The following is a 16,669-nucleotide window of genomic DNA, read 5'->3' as shown; positions in this document are numbered from 1 at the left end:
CCCCCCCCCCCCCCCCCCCCCCCCCCCCCCCCGGCGGGCCCCCCCCGGGGCACCTGGGGGCCGCCCACGACCCCCAGCCGCACCCCGCCCGCAACCGGGCGTGGAGCGGCTTCCAGGGCCAGGAGCGGACCGAGACGCTGGACGATGCGTCGCACCGTCGCCGTCGAGATCCCGAACAGCGGCGCCAGCTGCCGCATCGTGAGGTTCGTCCGGTAGTACACGGCCACCAGCAGGACGCGGTCGGGCAGCGGCAGGCACCACGGCCTGCCTCCGCCCGACCCGTTGCCACCGCGCTCACGCACCACCCGCACCAGGCCCTCGAACTGCCGCACCCGCAAACCCGTGAACGTCTCCACCCACAACGGCTCAGCCCGCAGCACCCCACCCATACCGGAGAAATGCCCAGACCCAAACCTTCCGCAACAAGCTTTAGCACTTCAGCAGGAGTTCAATGCTCTGCCTGATCAGATGGGCACACGGCGAGTACGACGGACTGCTGTCCACCGGGGATGGTCTTCTTGGGTCCGCCGCTCGATCGTGCCCAGCCGACGCTGGTAGTGCGGGGCAGCCTCTCTCCGTAATCGATGAGCCTGCGGCCAAGAGCTGGGACCACGAACTCGAAAACCTCATTCTCCATACTGGTCGACCTCGTGCTGGGTAACCCCGGCCGGGGACAGCGTGTCCAGGACGGACAAGGGGCCAGACCGGATTCCCGGACGGCGCTGGTGGTCAGTCCTCGTAGACGAACTCGTGCGTCTGGCGTCGGTAGGGCTCCGAGATGGCGGCGAGGCGGTTCGGCGGCCACACGTCGGATCGCTCGCTGAGGGTCAGTTGGCCGTCCTGGCGCACCATCCAGACGTCCTCGTAGTCGAGGTGCAGGACCGCGTCGCCAGGGACCCGCGCGAGGAGCGCGTCGGCCAGGCGGGTCATATCGTCCTGCTGGCCCGAGGGGTCGGTGTCCTTGCCCAACCGGAAGGCGACAGAGACGGTCGGGGTGAAGACGCGACCGCCGATCTGCGGGTCCCCCCCAGGCGATGGGCTTGCGCAGGTTTACCCGGATCCAGGTGCCGTACGCGGTGAGCGCTCCGTCCGCGACCAGTGTGTCGACGGTCGCGGGGATATCGAAGAGCCGCAGCGGCTGGGCGACGTCGACGAGCGTCTGGGCGACCTGGGCCGGGGTCCAGGGGGTCACCAGTGACCAGAAGTCCAGGTGCCGGCAGTACGCCAGCTTCTGCGGCGCCAGCCGGATGCCGGTTTCCTCGGCCAGCTCGCGGACCGCGCCGAGCAGCGGGTCCTCACCCGGCAGCAGGCCGCCGGCCGGGTAGTCCCACAGACCCGGCAGGACGTCGCCGGCCTGGCGGCGCAGCATCAGGATCCGGCCGTCCGGGTCGAGCACCACCGTTCCGGCGGCCAGCTTCTCCTTGCCCTCCTCGAGGGCCTGCTGGGCGAGCAGCGTGTACGAGATCACGTCGGGGTGTTCTCCTTGTCGTCGTTCCAGCCGCCCCAGGCGGTGACTTCCTGCCCGGCGAGCGCTTCGGCGATCTGCCGGCGCATCCCGGAGCGGGAGCCTTTGACCAGGACGATGTCCCCGGGCCGGAAGGTCTGCTGCAGGTAGGTGACCGCGGTGTCGTTGTCGGCGACGACGGCAACCGTCCGGCGCGCATCACTTTCCGAGTTCATGTCGTTACTCGACGCCGTCGGCAAGGTGCTGGTTCCCGGCGGGCGACTCGGGCTTGGATCATTCGGCGCTCCCCTTCTCCTTGGTGCAGCGGACACCCAGCCGGGCGGGCCACCCCCGTCCAGCGGGCGACCGCCATGTTCCGGAAGGAGCGTGGATCGGTGGCGCGGCCGCAGCCGGCGGCCGGGCGCCACGTCGGCAGGTGCCGCAGCAGCGCGCCGTAGTCGGTGTGGGCGTTGTACGCGGCGATCCAGACGCCCTCCAGGTCGGCGTGCACCCGCTCGGCGATCTGCTCCCAGGCCGGCGCGCGGGCGACGTCCTGGTTGGTGATGCGGTGCACGCACATCGCGGGCTGCGTGATGGGGCGCGGCGGGCGGATCAGGCTGGAGCGTGCCGACGAGGGCACCGGTTGCCCGGCCGCCACGGGGATGGCGGTGACCTCGACCAGGTCCGGCGGCTGGGCGCCGTTGCCCTCCACGTCCACGACCAGGACCCGGGGCCAGCTCTGGTAGTCCATCACCGCTCCTTGCCGGCGAGGCTGCGCACCAGCACCGAGCGGCTGCGCTCCAGTGCCGCGGTGAGGTCGTTCCGCAGCTGCTGAGGGATCAGCTCGGTGCCGAGTCCGCAGGCGGCCACGGTGGCGGTCAGCCGCTCGCGCTCGGTGCCGGTCAGCAGGCCGGAGCAGCCGGGGTGGGCGAGGACTTCCCGGGCGGCGTAGCCGTCGCCGTGCTCCAGTGTCCGGGCGATCAGGGAGCGGGCGGTACTGGCGGCGGCCGGCTGGCCGGTGCCGCCGGCGGCCTCGATGAGGGAGAGTCCGAGGCGGGTGTCGAAGACGGCGAACCGCGGTTCGCGCTGGTGCTGCTCGTAGCCGTCGAGCATCGGGGCGGGGCCGGCGGCAGGGTGCCCGGCATGCCGGCGGCACAGCGCGGCCAGGCAGGCGGTGACGGTGGCTTCCCAGGGGTCGCCGGGCAGGGTGGCGGCGATCAGGTCGAGCGCGCCTTCGGTGTCGCCGCCGCAGGCGAGGGCGAGCACGGCGATCTGCCGGCCCTCGAACATGCGCCGTCCGATCGTGCCGGGCCGCGCGAGGTGATCGTGGGCCTGCGCCCACCGGCCGGCCCGTACCAGCGCGCGGGCGCCGTCGAAGAGGAACGTGCCGTGCATCCACCGCACCATCTCGGTGTGGTCCGCGTCGGTGGCGGTGAGCGTGCCGACGGGCACCGTGATGCCGTCCACGGTGGTGTCGGCGCGGGCGGCGACCGCGCGGTTGAGTTCGTGGAGCATGCGGAACGCCTGGTCGGCGTCGTCCTCGCGGATCCGCAGGCTCGCCAGGTTGACCAGCGGGGCGAGGGAGTAGCACGCCTCCTTCCCCGGCAGCGGCCGGACGGCGAAGAAGATCTCGGCGTGGTCGGCGCACAGCTTGCGGGCCAGGCCGTGCAGGCCGACGTCGCAGGCCAGCAGTGCGGCACCGTTGTGCACCGACGATGCGACCGTGGTGTCGGCCGTGTCGTCGGCCTGCACGGCGAGCTCGCCCAGGCGGCGCACCCGGTCCTCCAGCGGTCGGCACGGCGGGCGGAAGCGGGGGGCGAGGGGGAAGCGGCCGGTGGTCTCGGTCAGCTGGGCCATGGTCACTCCTGTCCGAAGACGACGCGGCCGGCGGTGGTGGCGAGGACGCCCTGGGCGATGGGGGGCAGGCCGAGCCGGTTGAAGTGGAAGAGCAGGTGCTGGGCGCAGACGGCGCGCAGGCCCCGGGTCAGGTGGCCGTCGTGGGCGAGGCGGCGCAGTTCCTGGCCGGCCAGCGTGTGGGTGTCGATCCAGGGGGCGGCGAAGGCGAGGGTGCCGGTGGCGAGTGCGCTGCCGGGGCCGGTGTCGACGGACATCAACCGCTGGACGGCCGGGGTGAGCCGGTTGGCCTGCGCGGGGTCGGGGGCGGTGTCGACGGACATCAACCGCTGGACGGCCGGGGTGAGCCGGTTGGCCTGCGCGGGGTCGGGGGCGGGCCGGTGGGCGGCGACGCGGGCCCAGACGTCGCCCTGCTCGTACCACTCCTGGCCGGCTCCGCGCAGCAGCGCGGTGGCCAGCAGGACGGCCAGCTCGCGCCGCCGGTCGGGGCCGCGGTGCCCGGCGAGGTGGGCAAGGACGTGGCGGCTGTCGCGGTGGAACAGGTCGTGCGCCGCGTCCAGGCCCGATGTGCCGCCGAACGCGAGCACTTCGGGCTCGTAGACCACCCGGGTCCAGGCGGTCACCGGGCCGGCGGCCCGCGCGGCGGCGAGGGCGCCGGTGAGGGCCGCCTCGACGGTGTGGGGGCCGGTGCCGGGCCCGGGCTGGTAGCGCAGCCGCCACCGGTCGCCCTTGCGGACGAAGTGCCAGTGCGCGAGGTGCCCGGCCTCCTCCGCGCCGACGAGGACGGGCCATAGGTGGGCGAGCGCGGCGGGCTCGGCGGCGGCCGGGTCGGTGAAGTGGACGTGCAGTTGGAGCATGGAGGCGGCGTCGTCCGGCCAGGACCCGGGCGGTTTCGTCAACGCGCTTTCCCTTTCGGCTAGTTGAGGAGCAGGCAGGAGTCCCAGCCGGACAGCACCGTGCGGGTGGTGGCGGTGTGCCGGGCCAGGGCGGCGCCGGTGGCCCCGTCGAGCAGCCCGGCCGGGTCCTCGCCGGCCGGCGGCAGGTGCTCGGCGAGGACGTCCAGCTGCTCGGCGAATGCCGGGCCCGAGCTGTCCTGGGCGACCCGCCACACCGTCTGGAACAGCCCGGCGGTCCCGTGGCACAGCCCGTCGTCAGTGACGCGGCTTAGCTGCGCGGGGTCGGTGAGGCAGCCGAGCAGCGCCGTCTCGGCCAGCTGCCGGCGGGCGGTGTCGCCCAGCGCGAGGCCGGCCAGTTGCTGGGCTCGGGCCAGCCCAGGGGTGCCGTAGCACCAGGACGGCCGCAGGGGCCCGCGCTGGCGGGTGCGGCGGGCGGCTTCCTCGGAGCGGGTGACGGCTTCGGGCCACCACGGCCCGGCCGCTCCCTCCTGGCGCCAGCCGTCGAGCCACGCGCAGATCGTCCGGATCGCCTCGATCTGGCCGGGCACGGACACCCGCCGGCGGACGGCGAGGGAAAGCAGCGCGAGGGGGCCGGCGATGCCGTGGGCGAGGCCGAGGTTCCCGTGCCCGCCCGGATAGTCGGGCGAGCGCTCCCCGGACGGCGCCAAGTGCGTCCACCAGCCGGGCAGGCCGCCCGGAAGCGGCTCGGCCAGGCGCACCAGGTAGGCCAGGACGGCGGGCAGCAGATCGCCGCCTCGATGGTGGCGCAGCAGGTGTGCGCCGATGCCGGTCATCCCGTAGAGCAGGTCGTACTCGCCGAACTCCGGCAGGTCGCCCCGGTCGATGCGGGCGTGCGCGGCCTCCAGCCGGGCTCGGGTCGTCGTCTTCACCGCCCGGTCCAGGGCCTGGACGGCGCGCTCGTAGCGGCCGGGGCCGATCGTCGCGGTGTGGACGGCGTAGGCGGCGGCCGGCGCCCCGTAGAACAGGCCCATGCCGTGACCGGAGCTGACGCCGCCGCGCAGCGCCGCCGCCAGGTGGGCGTGGACGCTTCCCCAGCTGCCCCGACCGCCGGCGGCCTGCTCGATGTGCAGCAGGGCGACGCCGGCCGCGCCCTTGGCGAGGGACTGGGCGGCCCGGTTCACCGCTGGGCCTTCGCGGTGTGGGCCAGCGCTGCGGCGCGGGCCAGGCGGTGGCAGAGCCGCTCGCGCTCCGGGTCGATTCCCAGCGCCCGCACGTGGTGCATGTGGAGCAGGGACAACAGCACCGACTCGTCGCCGGGGTCCGTCTCCTCGAGCCGGTCGCGGTAGGCGGCCAGCGCCCGCTGCCGCTGCTCCCAGGCGTCGGCCACGGCCCGGCCGGTGGGGGTCTCGCGCAGGGCGGCCCAGTTGCCGTCGGGGTTGCCCAGGGCGACGGCCTGCCGGTGGACGGTGCGGGGGACCGGGGTCGGCGGCGTGCCGCGGGCCGGGATGCTGGCGGAGAGCCGGTGCATCCCGGTGTGGATGCCGTTGAGGCCGGTGGCGATGGCCACCATGCTGGCCGCGGTGACCGCGCGCGGGTCGTGGGCGGTGTGGAGCAGTTGGGTGACGGCGGCGCGGGAGTCGGCGGCGAACACCGTCTCGGCGGCGGTCATCGCCGCGCCGTGCCCGTAGCGGCCGGCCTCGGGGTGGTAGGTGTCCAGCTGCAGGTGGGTGATCAGACCCAGGTCGCGCAGCCGGGCGGCCCACGCCCCGAGGTGCCTGGCGGCCGGGCCGTAGGCGGCGGTGTCCGGCAGCGGCAGGCGCAGTCGCAGGTGCGGATCGGGGTCCTTGTAGCGCAGGAACCACCACAGCGGGGTGTCAAACGCGGCGAGCAGTGCGGGCAGGTGGGCGGTCAGGATCTCGGTGTGCCGGTGCGGGTGGGCGTACAGCCTCGCGGACAGGTACGGGGAGGATCCGGGCAGGTGGCCGGAGGTCCGCATCGCGGCCGCGCCCCGGTGGCCGGGCCTGGCCGGCGGACGGGTGCCGGCCAGGGGCAGGGTGATCTCGTGGGGGCGGCCGTCGATCCAGCCGAAGGCGGCCGGGTCGGGGGCTTCGGTGAGTTCGGCCACCGGGTGGGCGTCCAGGTGGTCGCGCAGCAGCACCAGATGGGAGCTCTCGCCGAGGTCCAGACTCAGGCGCAGGTCGTGCTGGGTGAGGAACACCCGGCCGGGGACACGGAAGCGGGACAGCCAGTCGGCGGCGGCCTGCTGCCATCGCGGCCACGGGGCGGTGCGCGGCGGTAGCACGTCGGCGGGCAGGTTCCAGCGGGCCGGGGAGAGGATCGTGCGCCGGTAGCGGATCCGGGGGCGGAACGGCATGCGCCCGGCGGCGCCCCAGTCGAACGCGGTGTAGGTGGGGGTGTGGGCGGTGGTGATCTCGCACAGGAACCGGGCGAGGGGCTGGGTGTTGTTGCGGAACTCGATCGCGTTCATCATTCGCGGCTCGACGGGCCGGCCGGTGGACAGGCGCAGCAGCCACATCCGGTCCACGTCGCCGCACACCGCCAGGTCCTCCAGGTCGAGGACGGCGTGTGCGGGGTCGGGGTGCTCGGCGAGCGGCAGTAGCAGCGGGAGGACGGCGGGGGCGTGGCCGACGTTGGTGACGCGGGCGTGCAGTGGCGGGGCGCACACCTGCACCGGGTCGGCGTCGCCGTCCAGTGTCGGCAGCGCCGCGTAGGCGGCGGTCATGCGGTCGCGGTCGGCCGGGTCGAGCAGGTCCAGGAACCTGCCAGTGGTGGTGCCGGCCGCCCGGGGGGTGCCGGTCACGGTGAGGGCGAAGTCACCCCGGTCCAGGTGCTCGCGGGTCGGCGCGGTGAGGGTGAACGTCAGCTCGGCGTGCGGCTGGACGTGGCCGCCGGCCGCCGGCCGCGCCAGGTTCTCGACGGCCTTGTCGTCGAGGACGGTCTCGAGGCGGCCCTCGACGGCGGCGGCCTGGGCCAGCGACAGAAGCTCGGCGTCGCGGCCGTTCAGGCTCGGCGCGGGCAGCTCGTGCACCGAGTCGCGGTAGCGGGCCGGGAACCCGAGGCCGGTGTTCGGGTTGGTGATCTCCAGGACCGGGACCACGGCACCGCTCCCGTACCGCTCCAGGTAGCGGCCCCGGTAGTCACGCCAGGCCGGGAGCCCGCCGGGTTGCGGGGTGAGACGGGTCAGCACGGTGACGGCGGCCGCGGCCTCGCGCGCCACCGCCGTCGGCAGGGTGAGCGCGGCGTCGAGGCGCAGGTCGACCATCAGCGGCTTCTCGGCGGCGGCGGCCCGCGCCATGGTGGAGCCGGTACGGGCCCGCAGCTGCCGCCCGTGTGCACGGCCGGTGTTGTGTCGGTACAGGTCCTGATGGACGTCGCGCAGTACGGCGAGCAGCGGCGCGGCCGAGCCGATGCCGGCGGCTCCGGCCCGGTCGAGGACAGCGAGGACGTGGCCGAGCGGGTCGGTGGCCGTCATCGGCGGCCGCAGCGCGGTCAGCAGCACCCGCTGGGCGACCAGCGCGCGAAGCAGCTGCCGGATCGCGGCGGGGTCGTTGCGGGGGAACTCCTCGGCGAGCCGGCCGGCCAGCTCGCCGAAGCTCAGCGGGCCCGCGGCCGCGCGCACCGCGGCTTCGACCGGGCGGGTGCGGCGTACCGCCACCTCCAGCGGGTCGCCGCCGTGGACGGGGTTGGCCTGCCACGGCACGACCAGGCGCTCGCTCCGGGCGAAGCACAGCGGGTTCGCGACCACCGGCAGCCGCTCCAGCAGCAGTTCGTCGCTCTCCAGACGGGCGAGGACGTCGGCCAGCCACGCCGCGTCCGGCCGGGCGACCGCCTGGTGCGCGTCGCCGAGGGTGAGGGAGAGTCGCTCGCCGAGGCGGGCGGGCGCAACGCCGGCGAACAGGCCGAACGGGGTGGCCCGGGACTGCGCCCGCAGCACGTACTTGAGGACCGACACGGTGATGCGCCGCACCTGTCGCCGTGTCCGGCCCCGCCCGTCGATCACCGCGCGGACCTGGTCGGCCAGCACAGGGCTCGCGGCCTCGACGGCCTCGGCGAACCGGGCATGCGACCAGACCGTGTCCAGCCAGGCCCGCCACTGCTCCGCGTCCCCGCCGGCCAGGTCCGGCCAGGTCGGTTCGACGGTCAGGGCCCCCGCCCTGAGCAGCACGGCATCCACGGCACGGTACAACGCTCATCACCCCCCACGAGAAGACGGAAAGGGCCCGGCGGGCGGGCGGGGACGTTTCGGTCCCGGCCCGCCCGCCGAACGTTCAGCTGTTCAGCTCAGGCGACGTTGCCGCCGCCGCTGGCGCAGGCGCTGCCGGAGCAGGTGCTGCCGCAGTTGTCGTTCGTGTCGCGCAGCAGGTCGGCGAACACGTCGCCGCTCTCGACGATGGTCGGGTCGAGGTCGAAGTCCGAGCCGTCGAGCGCGGCGACGTCGGTCTTCTCGGTCTCCGGCGCGATGAGCGTCCGAGGCGCCATGCTGATCCCCTCCTTGGGTGGTCGGTTTCTCGGGTTACCCGGCCCGCTTCAGGGCCAGGAGATCGTGATGCGGGTGTGCCGCTTGTCGATGACGCGGCCCTCACCCAGCTGGCCGTCCGGCGTGGTCGCCGGGTGGACGGTGAACTGCGGGCCGGCGCCCGAGCGGTGGTCTCGGTCCCAGGTGCGGATCTGCTCGGCCAGCCGGGCGGCCAGCTTCGCGCCGTCCGGCCCGTAGCCGTGCGCGCCGAACTCGAACGTCGGGTCCTCGCTGACCTTGCGCAGCGCCAGGTAGGCCAGGCTCGACCCGTCGGTCGTCGCCGGGCAGGCCATGCGGTTCTGCGGTGCGACGAGCTTGGTGTCCGGGGTGGCGGACAACATGCAGAATCCGGGCAGCACGGTGGCCAGCCACAGGTGCAGGGAGTCGAACGGCTCCATCCGGCCGACCGCCACCCCGGTCCACTCCTCGGTGCGCTCGGTGTCCAGGGCGCCGGTGAGCGGGCCGGCGTCGACCGGCGGTTCCTCGTCGAAGCGCAGCCCGACCTCCTCGCCGTGCAGGAGCAGCAGCTGCTCCTCGTGTGCGCCGACGCCCTGCATCCGCACGAAGCCGCACACCTCGGCGGACAGGCTCACCAGCCGGTCGCCTTCGCGGCGCAGGGTGATCGAGCGGGAGACGCCGCGCATCCGCAGCGGCACGGTGATGGTGCCGTGCTCGGTGAGTTGGTCGACCCAGGCCGGCGGGATGTCCCAGGCCCCGACGGTGACCAGGATCCGGTCGAAGGGGGCGCGGTCGGCGCAGCCCACCTCGCCGTCGCCGAGGACGACGTTCACCCGCTCGTAGCCGGCAGCGGCCAGGCCGCGGGTCGCGCGGTCGGTCACGTCCTGGTCGATGTCCAGGGTCGTGACCTCGCCGTCTGCCCCGACGATCTCGGCGATCATCGCGGCGTTGGTGCCGCTGGAGCCGATCTCCAGCACGTGGTGCCCGGGCTTGATGTCGGCCTGCTCCAGCATGAACGCCTGGATCCGCGGGGCGGAGACCGAGCTGATCGCGGTCCCGTGCTCGTTCCGCTTGGTGATCACGACGTCCTCGACGCCGTAGGCCTGCCGGACGGGCGCCTCCGGCACGAAGGCCTCGCGCGGCACCGTACGGAAGGCGCGCTCGACCGCGGCGGTCCGGATCTCGCCCATGGAGATCAGCCGCTCGACCATGGCCGTCCGCAGCTCCTCCGGGGTCTCCGTGCTGGTGGTGGCGGTCTCCACCGTGTCAGACATGCAGTGCTCGCTCTCAATGTGATGAACAGTTAACTGTGCTGCCAGTAAGCGCAGTTGAAACTGGAAGCCTACGGCTCGGTGCGTCACTCCCGCCCGGCGGCCAGGCCGGCGACGGTCTGGCCTATCCGCGCCTCGACGCGGTCGAGCGCGGACTGGGTGGACTGGACCAGCCCGGTGTCCCTCTTGGCGATCCGCAGCCGCAACGCCTCCCGCAGATGAGACCGCGCGAGGACGAGATCGCCCTTCTCCAGCAGGTGCTTGCCGAAGTGCTGGAGCGCGTAGTGGAAGACCCCGTCGATCGGCACGATCCGGTCGCCGTCGGCGATCGAGGAAGCGAACAGGTCGCCGTGCCGGGCCGGGCGGTGCACCCGGACTCGCGGGTGCCGCAGCACGGGCTCGCGCGGGCGCAGCGTCGGGCCGACGTACAGATGATTCATCGGATCCCCCAGGGAGGACATCCCGGTTCAGGAAGCGGGCGGTGACTACCACTCCTGGTCGACGCCCTCCGCGAGCACCAGGTCCTCCAGGGCCTGCGGTTTCTCCTCCGGGCCGGTGCTCGCGGCGATGGCGATGGCGGCGGACTTCGACAGCATGGTGCCTTCCTTCGAATCGCGCCCCTGCCGTCCGAGAGCGGACGCGCAGTGAACGGCGGTGGCACTACGGTCCCGTCTTCGACCCGCTGCGGTCACGGGCAGCGGTGACCGCCTTTTCCGGACCGGCGTCAGCTCGCTCACCTGGGCGGGAGTTTCGGAGCAGGCCCAGAAGAGGACAGTGCGTCATGTGGAAATCGCGGAGCGTGACCCATGTGGCGTAGTCGGGTCGCTACGGTGAGGTGGTCAGGCCGCTCACCGCACCCATCCGGGAGCCACCATGCCTCCACGCCCCAAGCCCGGATCCAAGACCCACCGGGACTCGCTCCGCACCGAACTCCTCGCCGTCGGCGCCCCGATCGCGACGATCGCCGCCGAGATGCGCACCAGCTTCGGCTGCCGTCCGCGGGAGGCCTGGCGCCACGCCCACGGCTGGACTCTCCAGGAGGCGGCCGACCGACTCAACAACGCCGTCGGCGCTGCCGGGCCCGCGACGGACGCCTCCCTTCTCGGCAAATGGGAGAAGTGGCCGGCCGCGGCGGGCCGACGGGTCACCCTGCGGGTGCTCACCGTCCTCGCCGAGCTCTACGGCGCCTCCCTGGAAGACCTGCTGGATCTGGAAGACCGCCGCGCCCTGCCCGAGTCCGATCTGCGCGTGCTGCGACACCAGGCCGCCGGCGATCCGGCCACGGCCGTTGCGGCGCCCCTCCCCCCGGTGCCCGACGTGCCGCTCACCGGCGCCGAGCTCATCCACACCGCGGCCGACGAGTCGGCGCAGTGGACGCAGTGGGCCGAGGTCCCCAACTGCGGGCCGGTCAGCGTGGAGCAGTACGCCGCCGACACCCGCGGCTTCGCCGCCGACTACCTCATGGCCCAGGACCCGCTGAAGGTCTACGGGCAGACCCACAGATCACTCGTCCGCGTCTGGGACCTGCTGTACGGGCACCAGAACCTGGAGCACCGCCAGAAACTCTTCGCGACCGCCGGCTACCTCGCCGCGATGATGGCCTGGATGACCAGCGACCTCGGACACACGCGGCAGGCCGGAACACACATCCGCGCCGCCATGGTGGCCGCCGAGATGGCCGGCGACCGGGGCCTCCAGGCATGGGTCGCCGCCACCCGCAGCAAGCTCGCGTACTGGGACGGGCAGTATCGCGCGGCCATCCGGCACGCCGAACACGGCGCCGCCCTCCAGGCACCCGGAACCGTCACCGTGCTGCTCCACTGCCAGGCCGCGGACGCGTGGGCGGAAGTCGGTGCGCACGCCGAGGCGAAGACCGCCTTCGGCCGAGCCGAAGAGGCCGCCGGGCTCGATCTCGCCAACGCCTTCCACGACCAGGTCGGCGGGCTGTTCGCCTGCACGGACGGACGGCTGGCCAACTACGGGGCGGGCATCTGCCTGCGCGGTGACGACCCGACCCGGGCGCTGGCCCACGCCGACCACGGCCTCGCCGCTCTCCAGCGCCAGGACATCCGGCCCCTGGGCACCATCGCCCAGCTCCACATCACCCGCGCCGGAGCCCACCTGCTCGCCGACGAACCCGAAGGCGTCCTCGACGCACTCGCCCCCGTCCTCGCACTGCCCGCCGAACACCGCACCGCCCCCGTCCGCCGGCGCCTGCGCGACCTCGCCCGGGACGCCGCCGGATCGCCCATGGGCAACAGCGCCGCCGGACGCCGCCTGCAAGCCGTCGTGGAAACCGCCGTCCGCGAAGCCAAACTCGCCCTCTGCCTCGCCGGCCCGGACAGTGATTGGATCAGCAACCATGACTGACACCCCTGCGCGCATGGCCGATCACTGGTGGTGGCGCCCGGGTTGGGAACCGGGCACCCGCTGGTACACCTGGCACCTGACGTTCGACGGCGCCGACGACGTCCACCGCCTGGCCGCCGACTACCGCCACGCCCTGGCCGACGTCCCCGGCCTCGACCTGGTCCCCGACCGCTGGCTTCACCTCACCATGCAGGGCCTCGGCTCCACCGCCGAGGTCAGCGAGGCCGACGCGCGCGCCATCGCCGGCGCCGCCGCCCACCACCTCGCGAAGATCCCCGCGTTCGACCTCGCCCTGGGCCCGGCGATCGTCACTCCCGAGGCCCTGCTCCTCACCGTTGACCCGGCCGAGCCCGTGCGCGCCGTCCGCACCGCCATCCGCGCGGCCATCGCCGACGTCTGGCCCGAGGTCCCCGAGCCCGCCGACAACTTCCGGCCCCACGTCTCGGTGGCCTACTCCAACGCCGCCGGCCCGGCCCGACCGGCCGCCGACGCCCTCGCGGGCGTCACCACCTACCCGGCCACCGCCCGCGTCACCGCCGCCGAACTCATCGTCCTCGGCCGCGACCGGCGGATGTACGAGTGGGAGACCGCCGCCCGCGTCACGCTCGGCTGAACAGCGCCAGGTTCAGGCTCAGGCCGGCCAGGAGCGCCGGAGCCCGTTGTCCCACTCTCCTTGCCGCCCGATCCCACACCGGCCCGGGCCTTCGGGCCTGAACGCCGACCCGGCTGCTGAGCCAGCGGCGCTCGGCCCAGCGAGACAGGACATTCACACCTCTTCCCTCAACTACCCGACAACAGCTCGCTCGGCGTCGACTTCGCGATGCCCAGCTCCACCCGTGCAGCCGCCTGCGAACCGTGGCGCCCTACGAGGAACTGGGCCGCGATGCCGCGCTGCGCCCGTCCGTCCTGACGGTCGAGCGCAGCAGCTCGGTGACGGTGGCGGCCGCCCGGACGCCGGCCGGCGCGTGGACGGCGCGGGCAGGGCCAGCGCGGCTCTGTGGAACCCGCGCAGTTCCGGCGGACAGCTGTACACCGGTGACACTGCTGCCCCATCAGTCTTTCGGAGTCACGGTAGCCAGGTCGACCCTACGGCCCGCAGAACAAGACCCACCAGCTGAATTCACGGCTGAAAAGCCCACTGAGCGCCGGTTTTCGTTCCTACAGGTCTCGACCCGTTACCCCAGGAAGGGGTTGGGGCTGGCGGCGAGGCCGTCGGCGGTGAGGGTGTCGGTGAGGTGGGTGAGCTGGGGGTGGGTGGAGGCGACGGCGCGCAGGAGGTCGCGGACGCTGGGCGCGGGGTCGAGTCGGCGGCCGCGGCCGCTGGTGAGCAGCGGGCCGGCCTCGGGGCTGCTGTGGGGGGCGGCGGTGCGGCGGTGGGGCAGGTAGTCCTCGACGGCGAGGGCGACGGGCGCCGGGAGCTCCTGGAACTCGGTGCCGCCGCCCTTGAGGGTGACGAGGGCGGTGGTGCGGTGCTGCTCGCGCACGATGCCCTCGACGTCGAGCGCGACGGCCTGGTGGGCGCGCAGGCCGCGGCCGAGGACGAGGTAGCCGAGCGCGCGGGCACGGTGGGGCATCAGGCCGCTGTAGCGGTCCAGGGCGGAGACGTAGAGGGTGGACTCGGCGCGGGTGAGGGCGGGGCGGCCGGGGAGGTCGGCGACGGAGGGGCGCAGGGTCTTGGGGGCGGGGTTGACGATGCCGGAGTCGAACCTCTGGGCGTGCTGGTAGAAGCCGCGTACCGCGCTGACGAGGAAGGCGCGGGTACGGGCGTTGTCCGCGCCCTCGGTCCAGTTCCTGACGTCGCGGCCGCCGGCGGTCCAGACCCGGTCCCCGATGTACGCGATCCAGCGCATGACCTCGCGCGGGTAGTTCAGCCGGGCGCTGTCGCCGAGCGGGGTGGTCGTCAGCCAGTCGGCGAGCACCTGCTTGGGGTCGGGGCGGAGGACTGGGAGCTCTTCCTCGGAGGTGGGCTCGCCGGCTGGGATGTGCATGGGGCCCAGGGTGTCACAGGCCGGTAGGGGAGGTGTCGAGCCGGGTGTTCTCCCGCTCGCCGTGCGCCTCCAGCAGCGAGGCGTCCTCGATGTCCAGGTGTTCGGCCGGGTACTTTGCGGTTTCGTCGGCACGTCGGCCGGGTCGTCCAGGAAACACCCCGAGGTAACGCACCGTCGTCAGCCGGGCGGCGAAGCCCAGCCGGTTGTGCGCCCGCCGCTTCGACTCCACCGGGTACCAGGTCCCGGTCCGGGGCGTCCAGGAAGAGCCGCTCCAGCTCCGAGCGGGCCGGCGTCCGTCGGAACGCCGTGTACCCCGCGGCCTGCTCATCCGTCAGAAACTCGACCGGCACCCCGAACCGCGAGGCGGTTGAGCAACGCGACCTCCGACGGTTCAGCCACCATGAAAGCGCAGGTCAACGGGCTCTGGAGAGTGTGGAGAGGGTTTAGCGCCAGTGTCGCTCCGATGTTCCTCGCCCCCGAGACAAGGCTGTCGGCGCGGCGGCGGACCCGTCGCCGTCAGGGGTCGTTCCTGGACTTTGGCCCAATTGAGGGCGGCCACGTCCTCGTCTTCCACTGACCCCTTCCCGGACTCCGTCAGGAGGGAATCTCTCGGGCTCCTGATAGAACGACTCTCCATGGAGACGCGTCGTCCAGATCCCTCAGAAATGACTTTCTATAACAGCCTTACCGTCACCAACTACCCTGGCCAGCCTTCCGAACCGCCATTTCCACGCGTACGTGAGGGGCGCGCGCGGCGACGGCTAAGTGCATGGCTAAGGCCTAGGGCTGTTATAGAAAGTCACTCTGGAGTGGCACTGCGACCCTGCACCCGTTGGAAAGGTGTCCGACGGGTGGCTCCCGCCGCACACCCACAGGGCCGGAGCACATCGGGGTACCGGTGCGTCAAGGCCTGCAGACACGTTGTCGACCGCGACCCGGCCAACAACGGAGCCCTCCGGCGGCGGCCGGGTGCAGCGGGCCCCGGCCATCGTCACCGGGCTCCCACCGCCCGGCCGCCTGTACCCGCACACCGCGATTTCCGGGCGATCGCCCGGGCTGCTGTTCCCAGGTCCCGGCGCCCGCGAGGACGAAGAAGTCGATCACGTCCCCGAACCCTGTCCCAGTCAAGGACGCCGCCGAGCCCGGCACCGGTTGGTCGGGTAGCCGGTGCACGGCAACCCGCCCCTGCTGCCCGATCACCCCCGGCCCCCCACCCACACAACACCCCGCTCCACCCTGCGCATGCCCCGGTCGCCAGGCCGACCCCCGACGCGCGCTTTCCCACCAACCACCAAGCACCAGCACCGCCCCTCACGGCCGCCGATAGTCTGACGACATGACAGGACTGCTGCGGTTCGACGCGCTTCTGGCACACCTGACAGAACACCGGGCGCTCGACTCCACCGCGCTCTCGGCAGCGGCCGGCACCGCCCCGGCAGAACTCCAGGCCGTTCTCAACGGGCGTCCGCCGACCGGACGGCTACTCAGGGACCTCGGGCCAGTGTTCGGGCTGCACGCCGCCGACCTGTTCGTTCTCGCCGGACAATCGGTACCCGACGACCTGACACCGGTCACCCGCGATCCGAACTGGTCGGTCGGTTCCGTCATCCACAACACGATGGTCATGCCCGCCGAGCACCGGCGGGTGCTGCTGGACGCGATCCGGGCACAGCCCCTGGTGGAGAGGGAGGGACGTGGCGGGGTCGACCGGCCGTACCACCGGTACAGGCCGGGCTTCGGCGCGGCGCTCCTGAAGCTCACTCACAGTCGGAACCTCACATGGTCAAGCACCGCGAAGGCCCTGTACGCGGTCACCGACGGGCGGATCTACCTGTCGCCGTCCACCATCGGCGGGGTGGGCCGCGGCATCGTCGAGGCGACCCCCGAGCTCGTGGCCGGCTTCGCGGGCGTGCTCGGTTTCCCTGTCTCCGACCTGGCCGCGCTCGGTGGCGTCCGCCTGCCGGACGACCTGCCGCCGCTCCACTCCCGGGCCGCGGACATGGCCTCGGTCATCTGGGAGGCCCGACGCCTGACCACCGCCCAGCTCGAGGACCTCGAACTCACATCCCGCCACCTCGCCAGCCGCTGACCAGCGCTTCCGAACACTCCCAGGAACCGCGAACCGGACGCAGCGGGCCGAGGTACAGCAGCACGGCCTGGCACTCCAGGAAGCACCACCCGGTGGATGGCCCCGGACGGGTCGGCAGGACGGCGCCGAAGCGGACGGACGGCGGCGACGTCCCGTGAAGCAGGGCTGACCGACCTCACGTCCTATCCCTGGAACCGGTCCTCCAGGCCCTGTGCTCGCATAGCTACGGCGAAGTGACAAGTAGCTCTCTGTAGCCGATCTGACGGGCTGTTGTCACGGGTTCGGGTGTTTTCGTCCCCGG

The 16,669-nt window shown here is 73.2% G+C and carries 16 protein-coding genes and 1 pseudogene; 3 read left to right on the top strand and 14 right to left on the bottom strand.

Annotated elements, in window-relative coordinates:
* The 12 genes and pseudogenes from ACFCY1_RS23015 to ACFCY1_RS22960 form a co-directional block, all read right to left on the bottom strand.
* Positions 1-389 (bottom strand): transposase family protein (locus tag ACFCY1_RS23015; protein ID WP_375875852.1); only part of this gene is annotated, 389 nt, incomplete at its 3' end.
* A 340-nt stretch (positions 390-729) separates the two neighbouring features.
* A complete protein-coding gene (locus ACFCY1_RS23010) occupies positions 730-1,014 on the bottom strand; it encodes a SitI3 family protein (protein WP_375875855.1) in 285 nt (94 codons plus the stop codon).
* A gap of 211 nt (positions 1,015-1,225) precedes the next feature.
* A pseudogene (locus ACFCY1_RS23005) lies at positions 1,226-1,468 on the bottom strand (NUDIX hydrolase); the annotation flags it as partial.
* Positions 1,465-1,680: a hypothetical protein gene (locus ACFCY1_RS23000; protein WP_375875851.1), complete on the bottom strand. Its 216-nt coding sequence runs from the start codon at positions 1,678-1,680 to the stop codon at positions 1,465-1,467. The gene ACFCY1_RS23000 and the pseudogene ACFCY1_RS23005, both read right to left, overlap by 4 nt.
* Positions 1,677-2,195: a 3'-5' exonuclease gene (locus ACFCY1_RS22995; protein WP_375875850.1), complete on the bottom strand. Its 519-nt coding sequence runs from the start codon at positions 2,193-2,195 to the stop codon at positions 1,677-1,679. The genes ACFCY1_RS23000 and ACFCY1_RS22995 overlap by 4 nt, the downstream gene beginning before the upstream one ends.
* The gene (locus ACFCY1_RS22990) at positions 2,195-3,301 is read right to left on the bottom strand and encodes a hypothetical protein (RefSeq protein WP_375875849.1); all 1,107 of its coding nucleotides are present in this window, start codon (positions 3,299-3,301) and stop codon (positions 2,195-2,197) included. The genes ACFCY1_RS22995 and ACFCY1_RS22990 overlap by 1 nt, the downstream gene beginning before the upstream one ends.
* 2 nt (positions 3,302-3,303) lie before the next feature.
* Entirely contained in the window at positions 3,304-4,197 is an 894-nt protein-coding gene (locus ACFCY1_RS22985) for a thiopeptide-type bacteriocin biosynthesis protein (RefSeq protein ID WP_375875848.1), read from the bottom strand.
* Between the two features lie 17 nt (positions 4,198-4,214).
* The gene (locus tag ACFCY1_RS22980) at positions 4,215-5,336 is read right to left on the bottom strand and encodes a lanthionine synthetase C family protein (RefSeq protein ID WP_375875847.1); all 1,122 of its coding nucleotides are present in this window, start codon (positions 5,334-5,336) and stop codon (positions 4,215-4,217) included.
* A complete protein-coding gene (locus ACFCY1_RS22975) occupies positions 5,333-8,350 on the bottom strand; it encodes a lantibiotic dehydratase (protein ID WP_375875846.1) in 3,018 nt (1,005 codons plus the stop codon). Before ACFCY1_RS22975 ends, ACFCY1_RS22980 begins: the two co-directional genes overlap by 4 nt.
* Positions 8,351-8,457: 107 nt before the next feature.
* Positions 8,458-8,655, bottom strand: a complete 198-nt coding sequence (locus ACFCY1_RS22970) for an FxLD family lanthipeptide (RefSeq protein ID WP_375875845.1) — start codon at positions 8,653-8,655, stop codon at positions 8,458-8,460.
* Between the two features lie 48 nt (positions 8,656-8,703).
* Positions 8,704-9,924 carry a methyltransferase, FxLD system gene (gene fxlM / locus ACFCY1_RS22965; protein WP_375875844.1) on the bottom strand — a complete coding sequence of 407 codons (1,221 nt, stop codon included), beginning with the start codon at positions 9,922-9,924 and terminating at the stop codon, positions 8,704-8,706.
* Between the two features lie 83 nt (positions 9,925-10,007).
* Entirely contained in the window at positions 10,008-10,361 is a 354-nt protein-coding gene (locus ACFCY1_RS22960; protein ID WP_375875843.1) for a hypothetical protein, read from the bottom strand.
* Between the two features lie 433 nt (positions 10,362-10,794).
* On the opposite strand from ACFCY1_RS22960, the gene ACFCY1_RS22955 reads away from it, so the two are divergent.
* Together ACFCY1_RS22955 and ACFCY1_RS22950 are read left to right on the top strand one after the other, a co-directional pair.
* Positions 10,795-12,291: a helix-turn-helix domain-containing protein gene (locus ACFCY1_RS22955; RefSeq protein ID WP_375875842.1), complete on the top strand. Its 1,497-nt coding sequence runs from the start codon at positions 10,795-10,797 to the stop codon at positions 12,289-12,291.
* The gene (locus ACFCY1_RS22950) at positions 12,284-12,904 is read left to right on the top strand and encodes a 2'-5' RNA ligase family protein (RefSeq protein WP_375875841.1); all 621 of its coding nucleotides are present in this window, start codon (positions 12,284-12,286) and stop codon (positions 12,902-12,904) included. Before ACFCY1_RS22955 ends, ACFCY1_RS22950 begins: the two co-directional genes overlap by 8 nt.
* Positions 12,905-13,466: 562 nt before the next feature.
* Here ACFCY1_RS22950 and ACFCY1_RS22945 read toward each other — a convergent pair.
* Together ACFCY1_RS22945 and ACFCY1_RS22940 are read right to left on the bottom strand one after the other, a co-directional pair.
* A complete protein-coding gene (locus ACFCY1_RS22945; RefSeq protein WP_375875840.1) occupies positions 13,467-14,279 on the bottom strand; it encodes a hypothetical protein in 813 nt (270 codons plus the stop codon).
* A 13-nt stretch (positions 14,280-14,292) separates the two neighbouring features.
* Positions 14,293-14,508 (bottom strand): DUF4158 domain-containing protein, encoded by a 216-nt coding sequence (locus ACFCY1_RS22940; RefSeq protein ID WP_375875839.1) that lies wholly within the window; start codon positions 14,506-14,508, stop codon positions 14,293-14,295.
* A gap of 1,107 nt (positions 14,509-15,615) precedes the next feature.
* Here ACFCY1_RS22940 and ACFCY1_RS22935 point away from each other — a divergent pair.
* Positions 15,616-16,368 carry a hypothetical protein gene (locus tag ACFCY1_RS22935; protein WP_375875838.1) on the top strand — a complete coding sequence of 251 codons (753 nt, stop codon included), beginning with the start codon at positions 15,616-15,618 and terminating at the stop codon, positions 16,366-16,368.
* Positions 16,369-16,669 lie beyond the last annotated feature (301 nt).

Origin of the sequence: Kitasatospora sp. NPDC056273, from assembly GCF_042268845.1 — a bacterium.
In the GTDB taxonomy this organism is placed as follows: domain Bacteria; phylum Actinomycetota; class Actinomycetes; order Streptomycetales; family Streptomycetaceae; genus Kitasatospora.
Note: the sequence above shows the minus strand (reverse complement) of the source record. Positions and strands in the feature narration are given on the sequence as shown.